Genomic DNA, 25855 nt, shown 5'->3' on the forward strand with positions numbered 1-25855 from the left:
GTTAGAACTGCTTGGGAAGGGAGAGCTTGAAACGCTCGTCTTCGACATCGCTGAAGTAGATGTCGGTGGAAAAACCCTGATCATCGATGAAGCTGAAAATTCGCTTCGGTTCCTTCAGGCTGTAAGGCACAAGAAGCGTGACAAGGCGATGCCGTGGGGCGGCCGGAACCGTGGCGCAGACATGGTGGTGAATGTCGAGCCCGTCGAATTCTCTCGGGTCGATATCGGGAAAACCTTCCACGGCGCTGATTTGCGGCGTGCCGGCCGAAGAATAGACGAATTGCCCGTAGAAACCGGCTTTCTGGCCATTGTAACGGAAGCTTGACCTGCCAATCTTAGGGGCTCCGAGCGTATGGCATAGCCATTGCAGTTCCTGCGGTTCGGAACATTCCACATCGTCGACAATCACGAAATAGCTTTCATTGACGAAGTGGGTCTCGCGCAGCACTTTTTGAACCAGCGGGTTTGCAACCTGATAGGCGGCGGTCGCATCGCCGACGATACGAACATGTCCGGTTTTTTCCTCGACAGTGACGATGCGGCCTGCGGCGCGGCGCGCAAGGGCCTTGTCCTTTTCCGCATATTGGCCTTTTCCGCCGATCAGAACGGCGTTTTTCGACCGTGTCTGACGCCGCCAGTTCAGATGCATCTGCGAATTGAACGCCACATAGTAACCCGACTGGATCGCCAAATCCTCGCCGTAGGCATAGAGTACAAAAGCGTTCTGGTCTCCGTGGCTATGGCTTAACGAGCCGTAAGGGCTGGATTTGAAGACGAATTGCAGATGCCGTTCCGGATCTTCCATATGTTTCTGGATGGTTGTCCAACCGATATCGTCGAAAACGGCGAGTGACGGCAGGTCGGCGGGCGGTACGGCTTCCACCTGCGGGTAATCGTGACGATAGACGAGATCGTCGAAGTTCAGGTCCCACCAGCCATAATTGTAAAAGGCCATTTCGGTCCCTGTCGCATCAGCCTTGATGTGATCGAAATACCATTGGTAATGGCCATTGCCGGTCACGCCGGCAAATTGCCGGACATTGTAACCCAGCTTCAGGCCGGGAAGGTCGCCAAGGGTGGAGTCGTCGCCGAAGTTGGCGCGACGGGTTCCAGGCGCCTTGGTGTAAAGCGGGAAGCGCCCGGTGTTCTGGAAAAACGGCCGCTGATAAAGGTCGAAACCGATATAGGAACGGATAAGATTGGCGGCCTCAATAAGATAGGCCATGCCGGTCATCCAATAGTGCGGACCTTCCGCCCAACCACCATCGGTTCCCGCCCAGGGAGAATAGAGCGTCGCTAGGAATTCGACGGTATAGTCGAGCCATTCGCCAGCCTCGTCGCTTTCGCCCTGAAGGGCGATACATGCCGGTGTCAATACAGCCGAAAGCGAACGCACCGCGTGGCTGTCATAGGGAAACACGTGGATGCGGGCGTGTGCGATGACATGATCGGCAACTTCACGCGTCCGATCGAGAAGAACAGACCGCACGGTCCTGCGGTCCTCTTCGCTCAGATAATCGTACAGCCAGTCATAACCCCAGGCGAGTGCGACGACGACACGGAACCCCGCCTCGTCATTATAGGCGCGCGAGGTCGCACCTTTCGTGTCCCAGGCGGCGACGGCCAACAGCCATTTACGGGACGCATCGAGGAGGTCATCGCGTCCAAGCACGCCGCCGGCGATGGCCAGGTGCCGGATCGCATAAATCACTTCCTGGCAGTCTATATACATCTGCCGCCAGAGCGTGGCGACACGCGTGTTGTTGGGATAGGGCTGAGGTTCCGGCATCACCGGTCGCTCCAGCCATGGTTCGACCGATTTTTCGTAGAATTCGGACCAGCCGCAATGATTCGGGTCCTTTGCTACAGCGTCAGCGAAGGAATTCAGCTGCTCGGAATTGAGCCAGAGCCGCGGGTGGCTGGCATGGGCGGCGGCGTGGCGGGCCTTTCTGCCCGGCAGCGGCGTCTTCGGCAACGAGGCGCTGATCTGGAAACTGCGTACGGTGCTCCAGTTGGAATTCGGAATTGCGGATTTTTGATCCCACAGAGCATAACACCAGTGATAATGGCCGTCCGGCAGTTCTTCGTCCGGGGTGAAGAAATTCCAGGCGAGATCTTCGAAGACGAGCGTTTTTTTGTCTGCAAAGGTGGGATCGGTCGAAATGCGCAGCACGTAACGCGCGCCATCGTCGATATCGGGTAGCCATGAAAAGCGCGGAGGGTTCTCCGTCGGTTGTGCTTCTTCGCTCGGCTCGTAGCCAATGGTCAATGAGCCCGGGCGGGGTTCATCGAGAAGTGTCTGTATGGAGATGGCCGGGGCAGAGGGACGCATTGCGCTCTAACTCCTATGAAAACAGAAGGGAAAGGATGGCGGCGACAAGACCGCCATCATGGTCGCAGGGTTTATTGCGCCGCCTTGTACTGGCGGTCATAGGCCGACTGCATCATCTTGATGACCTCGTCGTAACCAAGAGCAGTGAGGCGCTTCTTGTAGGCATCCCAGCCGGAATCGACGTCCTGCGCGCCGAGAATCCAGGTCTGCTGCATCTCGGTCATGTAGGTGAGGATGCTTGGCCAGTAGCGGTCAAAGGTCGCTTTTTCCTCGGCGTTCAGGGAAACGCCCATGAACTCGTCCTTGAGGCAGTTGCACTTTTCGTAGAGGTCGATGCCTTCAAGCGCGATCTTGTTCGTCCACTGGCGCTCATACTCGTAATCCATCCAGTATCCGCGCGGGATCGCAGCTCCGACAGCCCAAAGCTGGGCGTTGACCGGATCCTTGTTGTCGAGGATTTCCTTTTTGAACTGCGGCTTGCCATCGACCATTTCATACGTGAGGCCTTCGACACCGAAATTCGAAAGGATGCGGCCCTGCTGCGAGAACCAGAAGTCGAAATATTTGATGGTTTCGACCGGGTGTTCATTGGTCGCAGAGATCGCCCAGCCGACAGGCTGGACACGCAGGCGCCGCGAATCCTCGAAGCGTTGGCCCGAGACGGTCTTGGGCGGAAGCATCGGCTTCAGCGCAAAGCCTTCAATCTTGGGCGACAGGGCGTCATTGTAGGTTGATGTGCTGGCGAACCAGTCATGCGTCATGCCGCCGAGATTGTTGCCAAGGAGATATTCGCGCGAACGGGCGCCGCGGGTGAAGATCTCCTTGTCGATCAGGCCTTCCTTGTACCACCTGGCGACATTGGAGATGCCGGTCTTGTAGTTTTCCTCTGCCCATGGGTGACGCAGCTGCCCATCATAAACGGCAAAGTCGCCATAACGTTCTGATCCCGACACACGGGCGTCCCACAGGTTAATCAGGCGCACAGCATCAATTTCCTCACGGGCAAAATAAGGCACTTCATCCTTGAGGCCATTGCCGTTCGGGTCCCTGTCGCGGAAGGCTTTCAGAACCTCATAGACCTCTTCGGGTGTCTCCGGCTGCTTCAGGCCAAGCTTGTCGAGCCAGTCCTGGCGGATGAACCAGCCGCGCGAGAACTTGCCGTCAGGAACATAGGGAATAAAATAAAGCTTGCCGTCCGGTCCGGAAATCGCATTGCGGATCTCCTTGTGGCTGTCGAAGAATGCCTTGAGGTTGGGGGCGTTTTCTTCAATCAGCTCATCGAGCGGAATGAACGCGCCCTCCAGCCCGTATCGGATGAAGTCTTCCTTCAAGCCGCCGGTTGCGTCGCCGCCAACGATGTCTGGGAGGTTGCCCGAGGCGATCAGAAGATTAAAGGCATCACGGCTGCTGGTGGTTGCCAGGGATGCCACGTTGCGGACATGGATATTGGTGATTTCCGCAGCCTTCTGCTCCACCGGCCACTTTTCCGAATAGACGTATTTGTCGCGGAAGTGAAAATGGATGGTCAGTTCCAGCGGGTCTTCGGTGATCCTGCCTGAATCCTGCGCCGATACCGGCAAGGCCAGGGTTGCGGCTGTCATCAACGCCAGTAGGGGCGCGCCTTTTCGTAGTGCTCTCACAGGTTCTCCTCCCTTGTGCTGCTACTCTTTAACTCCGCCCAGCAGAATCCCTTTGGTGAAATACTTCTGCGCGTAGGGGTAAATGATGAGGACGGGAATGATGGAAGCGATCATGATCGCTGATGTCACCGTCTCGAACGAATAGTGGGCGGTGAGCAGGCTCGAGGCGAATTCGTCATTGGAATTGAGATCGACGATGACGCGCTTCAGATAGACCTGAAGCGGGATTTTCTCCTCACCGCGCAGCAGCACCATGGCCCAGAAATAACCGTTCCAGCGCGATACGATGCAGAATAGCGCGACCGTGACGATTGCGGGCTTCGACAGCGGAATGAACACCTTCCAAAGCAGCTGCAATTCGCTCGCGCCATCCATCTTGGCGGCCTCTTCGAAGGATTTCGGCACCGCTTCGAAAAAATTGCGCAGCAGGATGACGTTGAAGGCATTGGCCGCGAAACCGAGGATGATGCCGAAGCGGCTGTCGAGAAGCCCGAGATCGCGCATGTTCAGGAAGAACGGGATCATGCCGGCGTTGAACCAGAGGGTGAACGCGATGGCGATGTTGAAGAAGGTGCGGCCACGCAGGCGTTTGCGCGACAGGGCATAGGCGCCGGGGATCATGATCAGCAGGCTCATGAGCGTGCCGCCGAAGGTATAGATGAAGGTGTTGCCATAGGCGACCCAGAACATCCTGTCGGACAAGACCCGATCGTAGGCGGCAAGCGTGACATCGACCGGCCAGAGCGTGACGCGGCCTGCGGTGACGGCGGCGCCCGAAGAGAGCGAGACCGACAGCACATAGATGAAGGGATAGAGCGTCGACAGGACGAACAGGCCGAGAAGAATGGCGTTTGCCCAGCCGAAAATCCTGTCGCCACGGGAAAAGAGATTGAAGTTTGCCATGTTTCAGCTCCTCACCACAGCGATGTCGACGAGACTTTTCGGCTGATGCGATTTGCCGAATAGACGAGGACGAAGGCGATGACCGCGTTGAACAGGCCGGCGGCGGTCGCAAGATCGTATTGGGTGCCCTGCAGGCCGGTGCGGTAGATGAAGGTGGAAACGACGTCCGCCGTCTCATAGGTGGATGGGCGATAGAGCAGGATGATATATTCGAACCCGACTTCGACCAGATTGCCGATGCGGATGATCAGCATGATCACGATCGTCGGCAGGATGCAGGGCAGGGTGATACGCCACATCATCTGCCAGCGCGACGCGCCATCCACCCGGGCGGATTCGTAAAGTGTCGGGCTCACGCCGGCGATGGCGGCGAGATAGACGATGGATTCGAAACCGGCCTCTTTCCAGACCGATGAGCCGATATAAATAGGACGGAACCATTCCGGCTGGGTCAGGAAATAGAGCGGCTCAAACCCGAGGCCTTTCAACATGAGATTGACGATGCCGATCGAGGGAGAGAGGAAATTGATGACGATGCCGGCGACGATCACCACAGAGATGAAATGGGGCAGGTAAACGACGGTCTGCGCCCAGCTGCGGGCAACGCTGTTCTGAACCTCGTTGAACATCAGGGCCAGAATGATCGGCACCGGAAAGGCGAAGATCAGGCCGAGGCCGCTGATGGTGATGGTGTTCCAGAAGGAGCGCACGAACATGTCGTTGTGGAAAAGTTCCACGAAATTGGCAAAACCGACCCAGGGGCTCTTTTCAATGCCGCGGAAGATCGAGAAATCCTGGAATGCGATCACCAACCCGTACATCGGTTTGTAGAGGAAGACCGCAAACCAGATGAGCATTGGCGCCAGCAGCAGGTAGAGCTGCCAGTCACGGCGCATGTCCTCCTGAAGGTCGTGCAGGCGCCCTCGAAAATTCTGTTTCATGGCTGGGCTCCACCCGAGATTTTGAGCGATCTTCCGGTCGCGGCATCAAAGACGTGGACGTGGGCGGTATCGATGCAAAGCTTGCTGACGCCGCCGAGCGCATGGTCGCCATAAAGCGTTTCAGCTTTTGCGATAAATGGCTGACCATCAGCCTTTCCATGCAGAAGTGCCTCAGCGCCCAGAGGCTCCACGAGGTCGATGCTGCAATCGAGAACCTCGCGGCCCTCGCCATTTTCCACCGACATGATTTCCGGGCGCAGGCCCAGTTTGACGGCCTGCCCCTGCGTTGCGTTCTTCGCAAAGGTATCGGGAATGCTGAAATATTGCCCTAGACCACCCGTGAGTTTGACTTTTACGGCGCCATCCTGCTTTTCGATGGTCCCGTCGAGAAGGTTCATTGGTGGCGAGCCGATGAAGCCTGCAACGAAGGTGTTAGCCGGCTCGAGGAAAACTTCCATTGGAGAGCCAACCTGTTCGATATGACCGCCATTCATGATGACGATCCGGTCTGCGAGCGTCATTGCCTCCACCTGGTCGTGGGTGACATAGATGCTGGTAGCCTGCATCCGCTTATGCAGCAGCTTGATCTCGGCGCGCATATGGGTGCGCAGCTTGGCATCGAGGTTCGAGAGCGGCTCATCGAACAGGAAGATTTTCGGCCTGCGTACAATGGCGCGGCCCATGGCCACACGCTGACGCTGGCCCCCGGAAAGGTCGGCCGGTTTGCGGGCCAGATATTCGGTAAGTCCCAATATCTGCGCAGCTTCGGTAACCGCCTTGTCGACGACGGCTCGCTTCTCGCCCCTGACGCGCAGCCCAAACGCGATATTTTCCGCCACACTCAGATGGGGGTAAAGCGCGTAGTTCTGGAATACCATGGCGACGTCGCGGTCTTTTGGGGCGACCTTGTTGACCACCCGCCCGTCCATCGAAACCGTGCCGTCCGAAATGTCTTCCAGCCCCGCAAGCATGCGCAGCGTCGTGGATTTTCCGCATCCTGACGGACCGACGAGGACAACGAATTCCTGCGGCTGTATGGAAAGATTGATACTGTGGACGACTTCGAGAGCGCCGTAGCGCTTGACGACATCGTTGATTTGAACTGCAGACATGAAAGGCCCCTCCTCAAAAGCCTTGAATGTTCAGGCAGGCGTCCTCGACCCCCGTGAAGCGCGCTTCCTCGTGACGCGCGTGTTGACCTGCTCAATGAAGGTCCAGATTTTCGGGTTTCTGGAGAGTTCTGCGATCTTGGTCTCGAGTGATCCGAGATGGTGCTGGACGGCCTCCCTGGCTGCCTCCACATCGCCTGACTCGATTCCATTCACGATTGCCTCGTGCTCTTCGATAACCTTTTCTGTACGTCTGACTGCAAACACGCGTTTCAGATGCCGCATACGGTCCATTTCCCCCTTGGCCTGGTTGACAACACTCCAAGCTCCCGGGAGACGGGCGGCTGCAAAGATGTTCTTGTGGAACTCCTCATCAAGCAGGAAGAAGTTCGTGAATTCTTCGTCTTTTGCAGCAATGCGCTGATTTGAAAGGCAGGTCTTGAGGCGCGCAATGTCTTCGAGCGAATGACGTTTGGCAGCCTCTATGACCGCCCCCTCTTCAAGCTTGAACCGGATGAAGCAGGCTTCCATATACCGCTGCACGTCGATCGGAGAGATGTAGGTACCACCCTGCGGGACAACGGTGACGAAGCCCTCTTCCGACAGGCGAATGATCGCTTCGCGTACCGGCGTTTTGCTTACATTCAGGAGAGCGGCAATCTCTTTTTCGGACAGGGCCCGCCCTGGAAGCAACTTGACCTCCACGATTAGCTTGCGGAGCAGCGCATGGATCCGGTTGGTCATGTTACCGCCCTGCGGCAGCTCTTCAGGCGTGACGAGCTGAGACAGGGGAAGCGATGGAAACTCGTGAGTTTCAGACATATCAAATCCATAACTGAGATATCAGATCTATTTCTGACATATCTGCAGAGTTCGATCATGTCAAGCGGCGGGTCTGGTGCAAATATCAAGCGGGTGGGTAGCAGGCGCATGCACACCCCCTTTTTCGGGAGCAAGGCGTCCGCACCGGCACAGATTTCGTAAAGCCTGCAAGATTGCCGACGAATGATCCCGCAGGCTGGATATAGAACCTCCCGCGACTGGCTAGGACGCCAACTAGCGACCAGAATGAGGTCGTACATGGCTCGTTGTCCTGCCCACAAGGGAATTGGCCAAAAGTGTCGCGGAGTTACCCGTCGCCGTAGATTCTGGCCAGGTCGCCCAGATCCCAGTTGCCGCCAGACAGGACTGCACAAACGTTTTCGTCAGGCCTGACGTTGAATGCACGCGCCAGTAAAGCACCAACGGTGATAGCGGCTGCAGGTTCGGCAATGAGTTTTGCGTCCTTTGCGAGGGCGCGCATGCCCTCGACAATATATGCGTCTTCAACGAGGACGATATCGTCGACATACTTTTCGATGATGGGATAAGGGTTCTGGCCGGGAACGCTGATTCTCAAACCATCTGCTATTGTGTTCTGCAAGGGGAGCGAGGTGCGCCTCTTGTTTATCCGGCTATGGAAGTACTTCGGTGTCAGTGCGGGTTCTGCGCCGATCACGCGCACGTTCGGTTTGCTCTCCTTTATGGCCGTGGCGATCCCTGAAATCAGTCCGCCGCCGCCGACCGGCACAATGACAGTATCCACGTCGCCAAGATCATCGAGGATCTCACAGCCGATGGTTCCTTGCCCGGCCATCACGATCGGATCTTCAAACGCGTGAACCGGGGCATAGTGGCTTTCTGCAGCGATTTCGTAGACGCGCTTCCATCTGGCTGCGGTGTCGCCGTCGAACAGGATGACTTCCGCGCCAAGGGCCTTTGTGTTCTCAATCTTGATTTTGGGTGTGCCAACCGGTAGCACCAGTATGGCCCTCACACCCAGCATCCTGGCAGCATAGGCAAGTCCCTGTGCGTGATTGCCCGACGATGTCGCAATTATGCCGTTTACGATTTCTTCCCGGGGAAGCGAAAGGGCTTTGTTCAGCGCTCCCCTGATTTTGAAGGCGCCGGTAATCTGCAGTGTTTCAGGCTTGAGATAGAGCTTGCAGCCAACGGCTTTCTCCATCTTGTCCGCCCGTAGCAGTGGCGTGTGCCTGATATGGGGTTCCAGTCGGGCACGAGCGTCATGAATATCCTGTATAGTCGGAAACCTATTCATAGCTGTTACTCAAAAAATGAAAAGAATGTGCCGATGTTGGCGGCAATGGCGTTTTCGTATATTGTTCGGGCAGTTGTGTTGTCCTGTATCGCCATGCCCGTGGAATCGAAGATGGTGATTTCGTCATCGTTTGTCCGGCCGGACTTCACTCCGAGGAGGATTTCTCCGATTTCCCCGTGGATATTGTCCGGTGTGATGATGTTTTTCTGCAGCGGATGCCAAGTTTCACCCTTTCGTGTGCATTGCTGGACGGAATCAACAACGATCTTGGCATGTCTGAACAGTTCGGGGTCCAGCTCCTGTTTGCCCCGCTGATCCGTACCGATCGCGACAATGTGCGTGCCGGGCCTTACCCAATCTGCCTGCACGACATCGCCCTTGCCCCGCGTCGTCGTGATCACGATATCGGCTTTCTCAACAGCCTCCTGCTTTGAGGGGGCGATGATGACGGGGATCGCGAATTCGCGTTCGATGTCATTCTTGTAATCGGACAAAGCCGAAGGGGTACGGCTCCAGGCGTGGATTTCCTGAATCCGTATGACCTCGCTGATCGCCCGGATCTGCATTCTGGCCTGACTGCCTGTGCCGATTGAAGCGAGTATACCGCCGTTCGGTCTTGCAAGCGCTTTGACGGACACAGCTCCGGCGGCCCCGGTGCGGAGCCCCGTGATCAGGCTTCCGTCCATAACGCAAATCAACGCGCAGCTCCTGGCATCGAAAAGGAGGATGGTACCCATGCTGTTCGGCACGCCATGCTCTTCGGGGTTTCGGGTAAATCCTCCGGAGTGTGCTTTCATCGAAATGATTTCAGCCTGCTTGTGATAGCCCAGCTTGAAATCTACCTCTCCCGGTCTGGCAGGAAGACTAATCCCGATGTAGTCGGGCTGCTCGACCTGATTACTGCTATAGGCTTTATAGGCGTCTTCGACAGCGGGGATGACATCTTTCATGGCGATGAGCCGCCTCACTTGATTCTTGTTAAGTAGAAGCGTCTGCATCGCTGACCTCAGTTCGTTCGCGACCGCCGGAGCTATGGGCGTGTGTGATATTTATTTTTTAATCATCACCGGTCAGAGCACTATTTCCAGTCGTATGCGAACCCGTTGCAAGCAGATTGTTGCGGTTCTCGCTCCTGTTTTCGCAGAAAATTTGCCGTCCTGAGGCGATGGGAAGAACGGTCGCATCTGGTGTTACCAACCAACAGGCAGAAGAGCCGCGAAGAGATTTACGATCGCTAACAGGGGCGGGAACAAGATGAGTGCAAAATCGTACGCTAAGGGCGAACGGATTGAGAACTTATGCGACCCACCGTAGCCCGACTATACCTGCTGGGCCTGCACAGGTTGATCTGCTGCGCGCGCTGATGGGTGGCCAATAGGAGCTGATGGGTAACTGTGAGCCCTAAGACTGCAAGACGATACATTATTCTATATAAGTCAGCGCTTTGATACAGTTTTGTATATTGACGTTGCATCGCTCCTGAGAATCCTCTATATATTATCCTGTATGTTTCGCATCGAGCGATACAGGATAATGATATGGCATATAAAACGGAGCATATAACGCAGCAGCTGCGCGCTGCGCGCGAAGCGCAGAAAATGAGCCAGCGCGAGCTGAGCGCACGATCGGGCCTGACGCAAAGCCATATTTCTCAGATAGAACGGGGCACCATGGAGCCCGGACTTGGCAGCTTGGTGGATGTGGCGCGCGCGCTCGACCTCGAGATCGTCCTTGCCCCGAAAAAACTGATGCCGGCAATCCGCAATATCCTCGATAGCGCATCGGCATCGAGTGATGTCCTAACATCCGACCAGCGCAAGCTGGTGGGGCGCCTTGAGCGGTGGTTTGCCCAGCACAGGGGCGGGTTCGGTAGTGCTTCCGAGGCAGATACATTCAAAGATAGCCTCGCGCTCTTACGGCATCTTCCTCTGTCGGCCGAGGAGATGGACACATTCAATGAGGCGACTGCACGCCTCGACCGGTGGCAGGCTGATCCGCCGTCTCGTCAGGAACTGAGCAGGATCGCACATGCCGTAAGACGCCTACGCAACGCCGCGGTGCACCGCGACCGTGACGACGCGGTCCCTCGCTCGGCCTATGCGCTGGATGAGGAAGATGATAATGCCTAAGGTCACGGTACTCGATGTCAGGCTGTATGGGGAACCGGTTGCGACCCTGACGAATCTGCAGGACGGGCGCACCATCTTCGCGTTCAACGATGCATATATCGAAGACGAAAAGCGGCCGACGCTTAGCCTGTCCCTGAAAGACCCGTTCGGGGCGCTCATCACGAAGTTCAGGCCGTACAACATGGTGGTCCCGCCCTTCTTCTCGAACCTACTGCCGGAAGGACCGCTGCGCAAATACCTCGCTGATCGTGCGGGTGTGAAGCCGTCGCGGGAATTCTTCCTGCTCTGGATGCTCGGCCGCGACCTGCCTGGGGCTGTGACGGTGCATCCCTCCGAAGGGGATGACGCGCCTCCGGATGACGAGCAGGCTATCGTCGAAGCGCGGCCGAACGCGCTGCGCTTTTCGCTGGCGGGTGTGCAGCTGAAGTTCTCGGCCTTTAAAAACGACAAAAAGGGCGGCGGCTTGACCATTCCGGCCGAGGGCACGGGCGGCTCGTGGATCGTGAAGCTGCCGTCTCAACAATATAGTGGCGTGCCCGAGAATGAGTTCGCGATGATGACCGTCGCCCGCATGATGGGTATGGACGTGCCTGAGCTCCAGCTGGTTGATCTCGACGCCGTGAGCGGCCTGCCTCAAGGGGTTGCCGAACTGCATGGGCAGGCGCTGGCGATCAAGCGTTTTGACCGCACGCCGGAGGGAGCGGTGCATATCGAGGACTTTGCGCAAGTCTTCGGCGTCTTTCCCGACCACAAATACGATAAGGGCAATTACCGGATAATCGGCCGCGTGCTGGGGATCGAAACCAGCACGGCCGACGTGGCGGAATTCATCCGGCGTCTAGTCTTCAGCACGCTAATCGGCAATGGCGACATGCACCTGAAGAACTGGTCGCTCATCTATCCTGATCGCCGCACCCCTGCGCTCTCGCCAGCGTATGACTTGTTGTCGACTATCCCTTACATCGAGGGGGAAGATACGGCGGCGCTCAATTTCTCCCGCACAAAAAAGATGGCGGCGCTATCGAAGGATGAGCTGACGCATCTGGCTGCGAAAGCGGAGCTTTCCGAGAAGCTGGTGATCGACACCGCGCGCGAGACGGTTGAACGTTTTAGGGCGGTATGGGAGGCGGAAAAGAAAAACCTGCCGATGGCCGCCAAGGTCACCGACACGATCGATACGCACGCACCGAAGGTCGAGCTGTATCGTGAGTTCGCGAAGTAGTGTCTTGCGGCTCGGCATTCAATTATCAAGCCTTGCTGCATATTCAAGGCGTTAGCCCATCCAAAACAGGATGGCCGTTGGTTCGAATCCCATATGTGGACGGCCCCCGACTCGCAAGATATTTCAAGATAATTTGATCTGATCGCTTGCGTCCATATGTCCGGCCTGTTGTTGCGTTCGCACATGAACGCTGGCCAAGATGGTTTCCGCGACACATCAAGGCGTTGGATTCTTCCATTGTAAAGCTCAGCATCGTGTTCAGCGTAAACACAAATTGTCTTCCTCATCATTCTTGCCCATCCTCTCGGCGCGTTTCAGCTAAATCAGTTCGGGTAATTGATTAGCGAGAGGCGGTGCCCGTGTACCTCTCGCCTACCTCGTGCCACCGTGTTCGGACCTCTATTTTCAATCAGCCGCCAAATGAATTTCAAATGGTCAAACATTGACTTTCAATTAGTCAATAGTTTATTTTCAAACGGTCATTGAGAGGAATAAGGTCGTGATGCTCTATCCAAGACTCGTCGAGCAACGTGTTGCCGATGCCATGTTAGACACAAGGGTGATTATGATCGTCGGTCCCCGACAATCAGGAAAAACGACACTGGCAAAAAAGATAGCCAAGGAGGCCATGGAGTATTACACTCTAGACAATGCGACAACCCTGGATGCAGCGCGACAGGATCCCGTTGGCTTCGTAAGGCGTATAGATCGCGCCGTCATCGATGAAATTCAACGCGCCCCCGAGCTGTTGCTCGCAATCAAAGAAAGTGTGGATATCGATCAGCGCCCGGGACGTTTCCTCCTGACCGGTTCAGCTAATATTATGACGCTGCCACGCGTGGCGGACTCGCTCGCAGGACGCATGGAGGTCGTTCGATTGCTGCCGCTTGCGCAGAGCGAGATCAGAACCGCGGGCAGCAGCTTCCTGAGCGACGCCTTTCAAAATGAACCAAAGTCCGGAGAACCCGTCATCGGTGACGACTTGATGGCTGCGGTCCTCGCCGGTGGATATCCCGAGGCATTGAGCCGCAAAACGCTGAGCCGCAAACACGACTGGTATGCGGACTATATCCAAGCGATCGTTCAACGCGACGTTCGTGATGTTGCCCAAATCGAGCAGATTGCGCAAATGCCGCGCTTGCTGCGGATTCTAGCTGAGCATTCGGGACAACTCGTGAACTACTCCGGAATTGGCGCCCCCATCGGGATGAACCACGTCACAACCCAGAAATACGTCGGTATATTCGAAAGCCTGTTCCTCGCCCGAACCGTTCAACCTTGGTTTTCCAACAAACTAAAGCGCTTGACCAAAACCCCTAAAATTCATTTCCTCGATTCTGGTCTGCTCGCATCTCTTCGTGACCTGTCTCTCGAGAGAATGCGGGACGACAGAGGGCAGTTCGGGGCGTTGCTTGAGACTTTCGTTTTTGGGGAGATACTCAAACTCGCCAGTGCCGCACATACACGATTTGAGTTTTCGCATTTCCGTGACAAGCAGCAGAATGAAGTCGATATTGTCGTTGAAGACAGGCGAGGGCGGATTGTCGGCATCGAGATAAAAGCCGCAGCATCCGTCACAAATTCCGATTTCTCTGGCTTACGAATTTTGGCCGAAGAATGCGGAGAGCGCTTCGTATCAGGCATGGTCCTTTACGACCACCACAAGGTAATTCCATTTGGAGAACGATTATCGGCGGTTCCAATTTCGGCGTTGTGGCATTAGCGCCTGGGAATTCTCTATGCTCCAGACGCGCGAGCGGTCCTGGAAGTCCGGCGGAAAAATGGGACTTAGGTTCGATTCCCTTCAAGAGCTAATACGATTTGAATGCCCACTCCAACACGCCTCCGCTCACCCTTCTCGATAGCTGGCCCGCCCCTTAAGTTTCCGAAATGGACGGCTGCAAGTTCCGGATTGGACGAAGTTGCATCAAGAGTTCAAGTCTACCAGATCTGTGCAGGCGAACGGATGTAAAAAGGTTGCTTGCGATCTCTCATCGAGGGGATGGTAAAAGTTGTCCGATCCGTCGCAGGCGGAACGGTCTGAACTAATTTTGAATTACGCTCAGGGTACCATCGCTTTCCAGCACCACAGCTGAGATCGCTTGAACATTGTCCGTACCGCTTGAGCGGATGGCCGACTTGACCTCGTCTTCGGTGATGCGCTGGCGCTTCATCGTGTCATGACAGTAGAATCCGTTACTGAGCAGAAGCGTCGGCTCTGAGCGAAATATGTTGGCAGCCGCCTTTGACCGCACCGAGGCGCAAGTGACGGCGTACTGCAGCAGAATGAGCACAGCCAGAGCGGTGGCGCCTTCCGCGAGAGCAATTGATTCCTGAAGAAGAATGGCTGAAAGCGTTGATCCCAGCGCTACCGTAACAACGAGGTCGAACGCATTCAGCTTGGCCAAGGTCCGTTTTCCCGAGATACGGAGAAAGATTACGAGCGTGGTGTACGCGAAGGTCCCGACGATGACCGTTCGTAGCACGCCCTGCCAATCCTGAAAAACATCTCAGACCATTCCATGATCCATCTCCGTTTGTCGACGGCGTTAGTCTGTTATTGCGCGGGCGCAGGCGCGCCACGGTCGCGATAAGACGTGAGGTAGGGAGCGTTGAATAGCCCCGAGTTTCGTAGACACCCTCAGGTTAGGTTTTCTGCTGCTTTTCGAACTCGACGGGCGACAGCATCCCGTTTCTGACATGTTTGCGCTTCGGGTTGTAGAACATCTCGATGTAATCGAACACGTCCTGCCTGGCTTCGTCTCTTGAGCGATAGACCTTTCGGCGTATCCGCTCCCGCTTCAACAGATTGAAGAAACTCTCAGCCACGGCATTGTCGTGGCAGTTGCCCCGTCGGCTCATCGAATGAACCAGATTGTGATGCTTCAGGAACGATGCCCAGTCCATACTGGTGAATTGCGATCCCTGATCCGAATGCACCAGAACCTTTTCCTTTGGCTTTCGCCTCCAGACAGCCATCAGCAACGCCTGCAGCACGACATCCGTTGCTGACGGCTCTGCATCGACCAGCCGATGACACGGCGGGAATAGAGATCGATGACGACAGCGAGATAGGCGAATCCTTCGTTGGTCCGGATGTAGGTGATATCAGTGACCCACGCCGAGTCCGGAGCAGCAACGTCAAATTGACGGTCCAGAGTGTTGTCGATGACAATGGAAGGCCTGCCGCCGTAAATTCCAGGACGGCGTTTGTAGCCGATCTGAGCCTTTATCCCGGCAATCCGTGTCAGACGGGCAACCCGGTTAGGGCAGCATGTCTCGCCCTGATCGAGCAGATCGTCATGAAGCTTGCGATATCCGTAGACCTTGCCGCTCTCTTCCCAAGCCGTCTGGAGCAGATCGATTTGTCGCTTGTCCTCGCAGGCACGCTTGCTCAACGGCATCCGAAGCCAAGCATAAAACCCGCTGGGATGGATGCGCAACAGGCGGCACATCATTCGCACCGAAAAGCGCTGTTGATGCTGGGCAACGAACGCGTACTTCACTTTGCATCCCTGGCGAAATACGCGGTCGCTTTTTTTAATATGTCGCGCTCCTCGGTGACCCGCGCCAGTTCCTTTTTGAGCTGCCTGATCTCTTCGGATTGGTCGCTGGCCTGATTGCCAGACGAAGAGGAAAACTTCCTCTTCCATTCGTAGAGCGAGTGCTGGCTGACACCCAACCGCTGCGAAACTTCCGCAACCGGATAGCCCCGTTCCGTGATCTGACGCACCGCGTCGCGCTTAAACTCTTCGCTGAAATTCGATTTGCTCATGATGCTCTTCTTGCCTCAAAATTAGGAAAGAAGGCGTCTACAAATCTTGGGGCTATTCAAACGATGTCACTGTCGCCAACCTTGGGCGGCTTTAGGACGCCGTCGCATTTGTCCAGTTTGGCGCTGATATCTTTATCGCTTTGTTCTCTTTCCGCGAGACATTCTTTTGAGGGCTGGGCCGTGCCGGTTTGTCCTGTTTCGGCCGTCGCGGCGCTCGCCAGCATCAATCCTAAAAGAATTGCTCCACCGCGCAGGGTCAATTTCCCGGACGTGATCATTATGGCCTCCTTTTATTCTATCTACTCTATCACAATCCTTCCGGTCTCGGTTTGTTCCGAATGTGCACGGCGGTTGGGTGGAATGCGGCGAGCGTTGGACAATCTTGCCCGTAACTCTCGTAGGCTGACACAGTTTGCGCGTGAGATCGGTCCCGCAAAGACGCAGTCTTCTTGACATGCCCACCTGAAGCGCGAGGGCAAGAGGTAACCGCGGATGCAATGTTGCATCGGGTGCCAAAGCCGAACCGCGAAGGCTTTCTTGCTACACGCACAGAACGCCTTGATGGAGTGGGCCCTGTAGTGATCTTCGATAGCTTCAGCCTACCTGAATCGTTTGCGCCCTCCGTATAAAGCTTGTTGATTGCTTAGGGTGTCATTTCGCCCTCAACCGGAACCGACCCCTGCCTCGACACTCCTGTACCGGTTCAGCTCTTCGCTGCAAGATTTGCCGTCAGGTTGTTGTGGTGGCGTTTCTCGGCTAATGGCCCGCAACATTGCATCTGTATTGTGTGGCTATGGGGTGACCATGATAGTTCAAATAATTTTGCCTTTCGTTCTGGCTGCGATTATGTTTTCGCTCGGGCTTGGACTGCGTTTCGCTGACTTCTGGCGGATCGCGACACAGCCCAAGGCCTTTGCAGTCGGCGCTTTCAATCAAATGGTGATCGTCCCGCTCGTGGCTTTCTGTATTGCCATGGTGTTCGCCCTGCCAGCAGAACTGGCCCTCGGTGTCATGATCCTCGCGGCCTGCCCAGGTGGGATTCTGTCCAACTCGGCCTGTCGATATGCCGAGGGCAATGTGCCGTTGTCCATTTCGCTGACGGCGGTCATATCGCTCGTGGCAACCGTGACATTGCCAATCCTGGTAGGTCTGAGTGCGCCTCTTTTCCTTGATGAAAAGGCGCCGACGATCAATGTCACAGCTCTGGGCGCTCAGGTTTTCGGGCTGACGGCGATGCCGGTCACCTTGGGCATGTTGCTGGCTCGGAATGCACCGCAATTGGTAGCCGTGGTATCACCGTGGATATCACGACTGGCTTTCGCGCTGTTTCTGCTGTTGATTTTGGCGGCGCTGATCAGCAATTGGGATGCATTTTCATCGAATTTCTGGACGCTGGGACCGGCGTTGATCGCCATGAATGCCACACTGTTGCTCATCGGTGTAGTCAGCGGCACCTTGGCCGGGCTGAGGCCCCGCGACATCACCACCGTCGCCATAGAATCGGGCACACAGAACGGGTCGCTTGGCATCGCAGTGGGCACATTGGTGCTCAGCACCAACTCAGCTCTACCCGATACGACAATACCGGCAGTGGTCTATTCAATCACCGCCTGGTTCCTGACCATGCCCTTCGTGTTGTGGCGCCGCGGTGTCGGCGCTCGGGCCGCGACAGCGACCTGATGTAGGGTCGGGAATGTCCCACGGCTCGCTGGACACCATTTTTGAAGGGGAAGGCAAACTCATGTCAGGCTGGACATGAACCATTTCACGCCAAGGAAGGACTAACCATCGGAGCGACATCAAAAGAAGGAACCGATCCGTGGCACAGCAGAGCGATTGGAGCGAAGATCACTGGCAACGGGTAATGCGGGTGCTTGGCCTGCCCAATGTGCCGCGATACCGACTTTCCGTCGAGGAAATTCACGGTTTCATTGAAGCGGGCAATGAAGAACGGGCCCGGCGAGAAGCCAACAATCTCACCTATTTGATCACTTCGGAAGAAGGCTATCTCCGGTCGCTGAATGCCGCGTTCGATACGACGATGAGCCGTCAGGACATGATTGCGTTCATCCTCGAAAGGGTCGATCAGATCGTCCAGATCCTGGATGAGGATGGGGATCCGGCCAACAGGGCCGATCTGGATGATATTGATGGAGATGCGCGTTACGATCCGGCAAATGGCGGTCTCGATTCGAGCGATCTTTCCAGCGATAACACCGATGCCATGTCTGATATCCCTCCCGATCCGAACCGGGTGTCAGCTTTTGCTGAGGCCGAACAGTTCGACAGGGCCACAATGGACCGCATAGAACGCGAACGGGCCGAGATGGACGGCGAAGGGGAGCAGCTGGACTGGCCATCCGTGAGCGAGTTCCGCGATTTCGACGAAGACTCTGTCGAGATGGACAAGTGGCTGGGATTGGATGACGACGATGCGTCGAACCCGGAGAGGACGCAAGTGCAGGAGGGCGTTGGGGCGTTAAGTCTTGCTGACTTCATTCGACGCCTGCCGGGCAGCGTCGATGCGTTGATAAACGACCATATGGATCGAATTGTCGAGGCGATGAGGGTTGAGGACGATGGCGGCATGGCCCGGGTCTGCATCGATACCCTTGCGTTTCTTCTCGAGCAGAACGCGGCACCCGATGACACAGCACGGGTAAATGGCACCGAGCTTCGGAACTACATTCGTCAAATAGCGACCAACAGGAAAAATAGGGAAGACGAAGCCGAAACGCAGGCCAGTCACTTTCCGGGTCCAGATGGCGATGGTCCGGGCGAACCGGGTTTGCCGGAGGGCGTTGAAGCCTTGAGCCCAGCAGAATTCATCGAGCTTTTGCCCGACAGAGCTGATTGGCGCTCGGAGAATACCATGGCGGCGATCGTCGACGCGCTCAGGATCGATGACAACGGCTTGGCCGAATCCAACATCCAGTCCTTTGCGGCTATGCTGTGGGGCGAGGCGACCCCCGCGAATGCCACGCGTGTCAACACACACGAGCTTCGAAACCACATCCGTCAAACAGCACTTGAAATGCTGCAAGAACAGGACGGCGATGTACCTGACGGTGGTAATGACGGCGATGATGATCACCTTCGCCGTCTCGGCAGAACGTCTCTTGACGACATTATCGAGGGAAACCAGTCTTCTCAGGCGGGCGAACAAGCCCAGGAGAACGTCCGGGACCAGAACGGTGATGCTTCCTCCGTTCTCCCGGGCACAATTCCAGTCGGTAATTCGCCCTTGTTGCAGCTGATACGGGTGGCAAGGCACCTGCATGGCACGCAAACCGTGAACACAGGCATGCAAAACGTGCGCGATGCCTTGATCGAAAGAAATAGGGATGCAGCGCAGCTTGCTGCCCGCCAGCTTGCCTCCGACCTTTTGAGGGGGCGCGGAGATCCGCAATCACCGGGCCTGTCTGCCGTGGTGCAGAAGGTTGCCGACATGATCCTTGCGGAAATCGACGGGGCTCTTTCGGAAGACGAAAAGAAACCGGTCAAGTCTGCTCAGGGCAATGACGGGCCGGATCCACGGGATGGCTTGCGCCGGGGGCCCGATGGCGGCAATCCGGGGGCAGGGGCTGCCAATGGCGGAACCGGACATGGTGGCTCTGCTCCCGATGTGCAGCAGCGCCCGGGTTCGGTCTATGACCGCGGCACCATGGACCGGATGGAGCGGGAACGGAACCAGTCTACCGGGACGAAGGAGCATTTGACTGCTTTGGTGTCCGCGGGAATTCGTGACATCACTGAGATGCTGGTCCACAAGAAAAACGAGGAGGCCGCGCAGCGCGCTGTCGGATTGTGGAAGCAGTTGCAGGGCAATGGTGGGCTGCTTCCCGAAATGTCACCCCAGACCATTTTGAAAATCGCCCATGGCAAGGCCGTTGCGCTGATGGCGACCGACCCGGAACCGTCGCCCACGCAGCCGGTTGGAGGGGCGGGCGATCTGGACGATGACGACCCCGGTGTCACGCTTGATCCGGGAACGGCAGCCAGATTGGTTCCTGTCACTGACTGGAAGGCATTCTGCGGCGTCTATCAGATCGAAGAGAAGGAAATAAAGAATATAAAGTCGCTTGCGCTCAAGGCGATTCGGGAACCGAAAGACGCTCTCAACGGCTGCAAGTCGATTATCTCCCGTCGCAAGGACAAGGACCAGGTCAAGATCAAGAATGAAAAGTATCTTGCTCAGGCGCTGGTGCATGCGGTGAAGATGAAGGCGGCGAAGAAAAAGCTGACAAAACCCATGAAACTGTCGCGCGCTGCTGATCTGTAGGCCGCCGTTGGCGCGCATTCGAAACAGGCTCTTCCCCGCATCACCGGGGGAGGGCAATTGTGCTCCGGCCTGAGCGCGATCCCGACAAGACCGGCCGGTCGAGGTCGGTCCTGTCATGCCGAGACGCGAATAAGAGGTGTGTCACTCAAAGGTGAGATCCCCAGTCAGGCCGCGTCGTGTCTATTTGATGCCTTGCCGTGACGCAGACAGTGAACGCCAAGGAATGGCTGTCAACGCGCCAGCCAGTCCGCCAATGTCTGCAAGTCGCCATCATCGGCTTTGTAACCGCTCAGGTGGGCGCTGCGCGCCTCGCTGGGGCGGAAGCCATATTGCTCCTTGAACTGTCGATAGAAAGACGGAAGATTGTTGAAGCCCCAGTTATAGGCGACGGTCCCGATATGGACGTCTCCGCTCAGGACGACCAGAGCCTTGTAGCAGGCGGCCAGACGCCTCGTCTTTATATATTTCGATACGCCGCCATACTGTTCGAACAGGTAGTACAGCCGGCGCCTGGACATATGCAATTCTGAACAGATGCGGTCTGCGGACAGATCCGGTGACTGAAGATTGGAATTGATGAAACGACGCGCGAGTTCGAGCTGTGTACCACCGATGGCTGTGTCCGCAGCCTCAAGGGAATCCGGGTCCGGTCGCATGACTGCTTTCAAAAGTGCCGCAAAGGCGTCATTGACGCTCTTGCCGTCGGCGACATTGAGTTTGTCGATCTGATTATCCACCGACACGATGAAGGCACTCAGGATAGATGCCATGGGGCCGTCGAATGTCTTGAATGATGCATGGTCGAGATTCTGCGCAATGTCCCAGAAATCGTCTCGAGCGAGAAAAATATTGCTGTACTCGGTCTGCGCCATCCTCCCCGAATAGGCTTGGGCGAATGAGAGGAGCGTGAGCGAGCCTGGTTTTGCCGCCACCGTCTTGTCGCCGGCTGAAAGATCGATCTGTCCCTTTCGCACGACGCTGAAAACCCAATGATCCATGTCGGACGTCCGCAAATGCCCACTTGTGCGGGAGAATTCAGCAGGCGCCTGAGTGTAGCGATTGAACTGGATTTCACCGAGGTTGAAGACTTCGACCGTCCCGTCGAAACGTGTCTTGTCTTCGGCCAGCGCATCGGACTCGATCAACTCGGCATGAAACTCCCGCCAAATGTCGAGTTGCTGGCGGCGTTCGACGGCCTTTGTGGAGAAGGTCATTTTCGGGATGTCACCATGTTTGCCCTGGGAAAGCTCGGTGCTCAATTTCTTTTTCCTTCGTCAAATCGGATGATCGAAAAACCGCCAGCAGTCTTCAGAGCGGTTCTGGATGCGCACCGGATCGCTAGTCGACTTTAAAGGGAAGATTCCAGTCGGCTGATTGTCGGAAAGACGGATTTGCACGCTGTGACAATGAATCTGCACGCGCTGCAACAACACAATCAGCATTTTCCGGGACCACGCCGATGGCCATCCGGCGATGACGGTGCCATGGGCAGACGTGATTCCGATCCGCTGCACTATTGCAATGAGAAGAGGACGTTTGCCGTCACTCAGGCTGTGGCGATTCGTGCTGCTTCGGCCGAGACAGGCCGCATCGAAATTGTCGATTGCGGGTCTCTGCCAGTTGTCGTAGGTGGACCGATCATCTCATTTGGATGACGTGCCATTGACAGGCGGCCTAGTATCCTTGCCGGGGAACGGGCGGGTGATCGCAGGCAAATCTGCTCAGGCACTTGATCGACAAATCGATGCGGGTATGCGCCGCCACCAGAATTGGGAAAGCGATGAAAGCGTTTGATGGCCGGCGCTTTTGCCTCTTTCGTTTTTCTTTCGTGACGTCTGTGGTTTTATCGGGCCCGACCATGGCCAGTGTTCGTCCGCGCAAGGCTGGCTCTGGCGCGTCACAGCGGTGATCAACCGACCGATAAGGATGATGGGCGGCGAGCAGAAAGGTATTCCAAAAAGTTATGAAAAACTTGATTCAAAGCAATTTTACATATGCCTTTAGCAGGGGCAAGCTCCTCCCACTGGCTCGATGGAGGACGACGCTTGTCAATGAACGTTGCAATGTTGGACTGGCACTGCCGGCTGACATTTGCCTCCCATGCCTGCCTGTCGATTGCGCTGTCGAACCGACAAGGAGTGCCAGCGTGGTCGGATACCTTCGTTCGTGGTGCCAGACAGGGTCTGAATTCCGGCCGCAATCATCTCGCCGACCGGGCCAAGTTCGCCTTGGCACCTCACTGGAAAATTGCGCCCAGCCTGGGGAGAGGCAAGGCGCAGCGCTAGTTTTCAATGGGAGGAAAACGATGAAATTCACATCCGTCTTTACAGGCGCGGCACTGTTTCTTGCCATGATCGGCGGGCCTGCCCTGGCACAATATCCCGAGCGGACGATCGAGGCTGTCCTGCCTTCCGGGGCCGGTCCGGCGCTGTCGGTCAGCCAGATCATCGCTGACGCAATGGGCAAGGAGCTTGGCGTGCAGTTGACGGTGCTCGCAACGCCGGGTGCTGGAGGGATCAAGGCGTTTCAGACGGCTCTTCGCAAGCCGGCTGATGGGTATACGATCATCGATGGTTACGTCGCGCCGCTGGTTCTGCAGCCCATACTCGGCAAGGCAGACTGGAAGCACGGCGATTTCATCCCGCTGCATGCTGGAGCCTCCAATGCCTTTGCGATCGGCTGGCGAACGGACGAAACGCGTTGGTCGAGCTTCGAGGAGATGATGACGTGGGGCAAGGCAAACCCGGGCAAGTTGCGCTACTCATCGGGCCAGCGCAACAACCTGCCTCATCTCGTCATGGCGAAGGCTCTGCAATCCTATGACGTTGTTGCGCAGAATGTCCCCTACAACTCTCCGCCTGCCGCGAACAATGATGTCAAAAGTGGGATCCTTGATTTCACGTTCGTCAATGTCGGCAGCTACAAGCAGGATCCTGATGCACTGAAGATCGGGCTTGTGTTGTCCGAGCAACCTGCTGCCAAAGAAGCCTTCGGCGGAGCGCCCTCGATTGCGGACATCGAAGCGGATCTCGGGATCAGCGGACTGGCGCCGATGGGGTGGGACTGGTGGCTTGTGAAAAAGGATACAGCGCCCGAGCGTGTGGAGAAGTTGCGCGCCGCAATGGGAAAGGTGATGAAGGACCCTGATGTCCGGTCCAGGATCACACGGCTGGGCTTCGTGCCGTTGGACTGGGATCACGGCGATTACGACAAGATCGTTTCGGGTGTACACGACCAGCTTTCGACGATGGCCGGTGCCATCAAATGGGAAGAAGAAGCCCTCAAGGCGGCGAAATGAGCAGCTGGTTCGGACTGGGACGGCGTTTTTCAGAATGGTGCACGGTTGCATTGATGCTGGTGCTGGTGACCTTGGTTTACCAGCAGATCCGTGACGTGCTCGCGCCGTCCGGCATGGCGGAAGGGGGGCCGTATGACAATGCGGCCGCCTATCCTCGCGGTGTGGCAATCCTGTTGCTGAGCCTCGTTTGTTTGCAGATCCTCATCCAGATCGTGGTGCGCAGACGTCGTGAGGGGGATGCTCTCACGTGGCGCCAGATGGCCCGGCCTGCTGCGGTCATCCTGATCTTCGGTCTCTATCTTGGGCTGCTCGGCATCCTCGGCTTCCATCTGGCGTCAGCGCCGATGCTGTTTGCGATCATGGTCATCTGCGGGGCGCGCCAGTGGTGGCAGATGGCAGCGATCAGCCTGGGAATTTCATTCGGCTTGGCATGGTTCTTCGAAAGCCAGCTCGACGTCGTTCTGCCCGGCGGCATTTTCAATCTCAATATTCCGTGGTGAGCTGATGTTTGACATGCTTTTCGATGGCCTTGGGCTCGTGATGAGCTTTTCGACCATCGCACTGGTTGGTGCGGGGTTGATTGTCGGCCTGGTTGTTGGAGCCTTGCCGGGGCTGGGTCCGCTGATGGGGATCATCCTGCTGCTCCCTTACGCCATCACATTTGCACCGGTGCAGGCGATGGGCTTCCTCATTGCTATCTATGTTGGCGGCTCGTGCGGGGGGGCGATTTCAGCGATCTTGCTGCGAATACCGGGCACGCCACTCGCCGCAGCAACATTGTTCGACGGCTATCCGATGGCCCAAAAAGGGCGCGCAGCGGATGCTATCGGCATTGCGATTGCCGCTTCGGCGCTTGGAGGCATATTCGGAGGCCTGATCCTGATCCTGTTCTCGCCTTCGCTTGCGGCCTTCGCAGCCGGGTTCGGCCCGCCGGAATATGCGATGCTTGCCATCACAGGACTGACGTCGATCGCTGCGGTATCGGGCCAATCCACGCTCAAGGGTTTGATTGCGGGGACGGCGGGGCTGCTGCTGGCCACGGTCGGAACCGACGAATTCACTGCCGCCGAGCGTTTCACCTTCGGTCTGTTCGACCTGTCCAACGGTTTCAGTATTGTGGCTATCGTGGTCGGGCTCTTTGCGATCTCGGAGATGAGCTGCTTGCTGAGCGGCGATGACCTGCTCGAGCGTCCCAAACTCTCGGGTGCTCGGCCAAGCTTCAGCACCGTGTTGCTGGTGGTGAAGCGTTGGCCCAATCTGCTTCGTTCCTCCACGATCGGAGCTTGCGTTGGTGCATTGCCAGGGGCAGGTGGCGTCATTTCGTCCTTCACCGCCTATGCGGTGGCCAAAACGTTTGCCAGACGTGATGAAGGTTTTGGCGATGGAGCCGAAGGTGGCATTGTCGCCGCCGAAAGCGCCAACAACGCCACAGCGGGTGGCGCGCTGGTGCCGACGCTTGCGCTGGGGATCCCTGGCGATGCGGCCACTGCGGTGCTGATCGGCGCGCTGTTGATCCTCGGCGTCTTTCCCGGCCCCACGCTATTCGCACAGCATTCCGATGTCGTCGGTGGCATTTTCCTTGTCTACATGCTCGCCAATGTTGCGCTGTTCGTCATCGGCATTCTCGCGACGCCGCTGTTCGTATACGTGCTGCGCCTGCGCAAGGTCATCCTCATTCCGACTGTTTTGTTGATGTGCGCCATCGGAACCTATGCTGTGGGCAGCTCCGTGTTCGATCTCTGGGTGATGTTTGGCTTTGGCCTGGTCGGGCTGGTCATGCGGGCTGCGGACTACCCCTTGGCGCCGCTCGTCATTGGCGTGATCCTCGGGCCACTTCTGGAGAACAATGTCCGCCGCACGCTGCTGTTGTCCCATGACGGGCTTCAGCTCTTTGTCGAGCGTCCGGTTTCTGCGGTCTTGCTGTTTATCAACGTTGCGCTCCTGCTGTGCATTGTCTTTTTCACGCTGCGCCGGCTGATGACGGATCGCGTCCGGGAGGATGTCTGCGAAGATGGTGCATGATCGGCACGGCGCGCGCGAGGGTCGCTGACAGACCGCGGGCCTCCATGCGGGCAAGGACGGTCTTCGCCTGAAAAAACGGTGCAGGGTTCAACGCCTGGTCATCC

The 25855-nt window shown here is 56.7% G+C and carries 20 protein-coding genes and 2 pseudogenes; 10 read left to right on the forward strand and 12 right to left on the reverse strand.

What is annotated here, in order from left to right:
* Position 1 precedes the first annotated feature (1 nt).
* The 8 genes from AGR1_RS24620 to AGR1_RS24655 all read right to left on the reverse strand — a co-directional run bounded on the left by AGR1_RS24620 (position 2) and on the right by AGR1_RS24655 (position 10021).
* Positions 2-2332 (reverse strand): alginate lyase, encoded by a 2331-nt coding sequence (locus AGR1_RS24620; protein ID WP_149148625.1) that lies wholly within the window; start codon positions 2330-2332, stop codon positions 2-4.
* Positions 2333-2403: 71 nt separating this feature from the next.
* Positions 2404-3933 carry an extracellular solute-binding protein gene (locus AGR1_RS24625; RefSeq protein WP_149148944.1) on the reverse strand — a complete coding sequence of 510 codons (1530 nt, stop codon included), beginning with the start codon at positions 3931-3933 and terminating at the stop codon, positions 2404-2406.
* A 60-nt stretch (positions 3934-3993) separates the two neighbouring features.
* Positions 3994-4875: a carbohydrate ABC transporter permease gene (locus AGR1_RS24630; protein WP_149148626.1), complete on the reverse strand. Its 882-nt coding sequence runs from the start codon at positions 4873-4875 to the stop codon at positions 3994-3996.
* 11 nt (positions 4876-4886) lie between these two features.
* Complete coding sequence (locus AGR1_RS24635) at positions 4887-5816, reverse strand: sugar ABC transporter permease (RefSeq protein ID WP_149148627.1); 930 nt, start codon at positions 5814-5816, stop codon at positions 4887-4889.
* Complete coding sequence (gene ugpC, locus AGR1_RS24640) at positions 5813-6928, reverse strand: sn-glycerol-3-phosphate ABC transporter ATP-binding protein UgpC (protein ID WP_149148628.1); 1116 nt, start codon at positions 6926-6928, stop codon at positions 5813-5815. The genes AGR1_RS24635 and ugpC overlap by 4 nt, the downstream gene beginning before the upstream one ends.
* Positions 6929-6958: 30 nt before the next feature.
* A complete protein-coding gene (locus tag AGR1_RS24645) occupies positions 6959-7747 on the reverse strand; it encodes a GntR family transcriptional regulator (protein WP_246669732.1) in 789 nt (262 codons plus the stop codon).
* A 307-nt stretch (positions 7748-8054) separates the two neighbouring features.
* Positions 8055-9023 carry a threonine/serine dehydratase gene (locus AGR1_RS24650; protein WP_149148630.1) on the reverse strand — a complete coding sequence of 323 codons (969 nt, stop codon included), beginning with the start codon at positions 9021-9023 and terminating at the stop codon, positions 8055-8057.
* 5 nt (positions 9024-9028) lie between these two features.
* Positions 9029-10021: an ornithine cyclodeaminase family protein gene (locus AGR1_RS24655; RefSeq protein ID WP_149148631.1), complete on the reverse strand. Its 993-nt coding sequence runs from the start codon at positions 10019-10021 to the stop codon at positions 9029-9031.
* 540 nt (positions 10022-10561) lie between these two features.
* Here AGR1_RS24655 and AGR1_RS24660 point away from each other — a divergent pair.
* The 3 genes from AGR1_RS24660 (at position 10562) to AGR1_RS24670 (ending at position 14097) form a co-directional block, all read left to right on the forward strand.
* On the forward strand, positions 10562-11152 hold the full coding sequence (locus tag AGR1_RS24660) for a helix-turn-helix transcriptional regulator (protein WP_149148632.1): 591 nt from the start codon (positions 10562-10564) through the stop codon (positions 11150-11152).
* Positions 11145-12374, forward strand: coding sequence for a HipA domain-containing protein (locus AGR1_RS24665; protein WP_149148633.1), 1230 nt, complete (start codon positions 11145-11147; stop codon positions 12372-12374). Before AGR1_RS24660 ends, AGR1_RS24665 begins: the two co-directional genes overlap by 8 nt.
* Positions 12375-12873: 499 nt before the next feature.
* A complete protein-coding gene (locus AGR1_RS24670) occupies positions 12874-14097 on the forward strand; it encodes an ATP-binding protein (protein WP_149148634.1) in 1224 nt (407 codons plus the stop codon).
* Between the two features lie 322 nt (positions 14098-14419).
* On the opposite strand, the gene AGR1_RS24675 is transcribed toward AGR1_RS24670, so the two are convergent.
* The 3 genes and pseudogenes from AGR1_RS24675 to AGR1_RS24685 form a co-directional block, all read right to left on the reverse strand.
* A complete protein-coding gene (locus AGR1_RS24675) occupies positions 14420-14782 on the reverse strand; it encodes a YetF domain-containing protein (protein ID WP_246669733.1) in 363 nt (120 codons plus the stop codon).
* Between the two features lie 238 nt (positions 14783-15020).
* Positions 15021-16149, reverse strand: a pseudogene (locus AGR1_RS24680) (IS3 family transposase).
* Between the two features lie 56 nt (positions 16150-16205).
* The gene (locus AGR1_RS24685) at positions 16206-16427 is read right to left on the reverse strand and encodes a hypothetical protein (RefSeq protein ID WP_149148636.1); all 222 of its coding nucleotides are present in this window, start codon (positions 16425-16427) and stop codon (positions 16206-16208) included.
* A gap of 144 nt (positions 16428-16571) precedes the next feature.
* Between AGR1_RS24685 and AGR1_RS29990 the strand changes: the two are divergent.
* The 3 genes and pseudogenes from AGR1_RS29990 to AGR1_RS24700 all read left to right on the forward strand — a co-directional run.
* Positions 16572-16728 (forward strand): annotated as a pseudogene (locus AGR1_RS29990) (ornithine carbamoyltransferase); the annotation flags it as partial.
* A gap of 180 nt (positions 16729-16908) precedes the next feature.
* Positions 16909-17829, forward strand: coding sequence for a bile acid:sodium symporter (locus AGR1_RS24695; protein WP_149148637.1), 921 nt, complete (start codon positions 16909-16911; stop codon positions 17827-17829).
* A gap of 139 nt (positions 17830-17968) precedes the next feature.
* Positions 17969-20431 (forward strand): hypothetical protein, encoded by a 2463-nt coding sequence (locus AGR1_RS24700; RefSeq protein WP_149148638.1) that lies wholly within the window; start codon positions 17969-17971, stop codon positions 20429-20431.
* A 230-nt stretch (positions 20432-20661) separates the two neighbouring features.
* On the opposite strand, the gene AGR1_RS24705 is transcribed toward AGR1_RS24700, so the two are convergent.
* Positions 20662-21690, reverse strand: a complete 1029-nt coding sequence (locus AGR1_RS24705) for a helix-turn-helix domain-containing protein (protein WP_149148639.1) — start codon at positions 21688-21690, stop codon at positions 20662-20664.
* A 792-nt stretch (positions 21691-22482) separates the two neighbouring features.
* Between AGR1_RS24705 and AGR1_RS24710 the strand changes: the two genes are divergently transcribed.
* The 4 genes from AGR1_RS24710 to AGR1_RS24725 are packed head-to-tail and all read left to right on the forward strand — an operon-like array spanning position 22483 to position 25751.
* Positions 22483-22716: a hypothetical protein gene (locus AGR1_RS24710; RefSeq protein ID WP_149148640.1), complete on the forward strand. Its 234-nt coding sequence runs from the start codon at positions 22483-22485 to the stop codon at positions 22714-22716.
* 20 nt (positions 22717-22736) lie between these two features.
* On the forward strand, positions 22737-23729 hold the full coding sequence (locus AGR1_RS24715; protein WP_149148641.1) for a tripartite tricarboxylate transporter substrate-binding protein: 993 nt from the start codon (positions 22737-22739) through the stop codon (positions 23727-23729).
* A 53-nt stretch (positions 23730-23782) separates the two neighbouring features.
* On the forward strand, positions 23783-24229 hold the full coding sequence (locus tag AGR1_RS24720; RefSeq protein WP_187772281.1) for a tripartite tricarboxylate transporter TctB family protein: 447 nt from the start codon (positions 23783-23785) through the stop codon (positions 24227-24229).
* 4 nt (positions 24230-24233) lie between these two features.
* Positions 24234-25751 (forward strand): tripartite tricarboxylate transporter permease, encoded by a 1518-nt coding sequence (locus tag AGR1_RS24725; protein ID WP_149148643.1) that lies wholly within the window; start codon positions 24234-24236, stop codon positions 25749-25751.
* The last annotated feature ends 104 nt before the right edge of the window (positions 25752-25855 follow it).

Origin of the sequence: Agrobacterium sp. B1(2019), assembly GCF_008274755.1 — a bacterium.
GTDB classification, from domain to species: Bacteria; Pseudomonadota; Alphaproteobacteria; order Rhizobiales; family Rhizobiaceae; genus Agrobacterium; species Agrobacterium salinitolerans.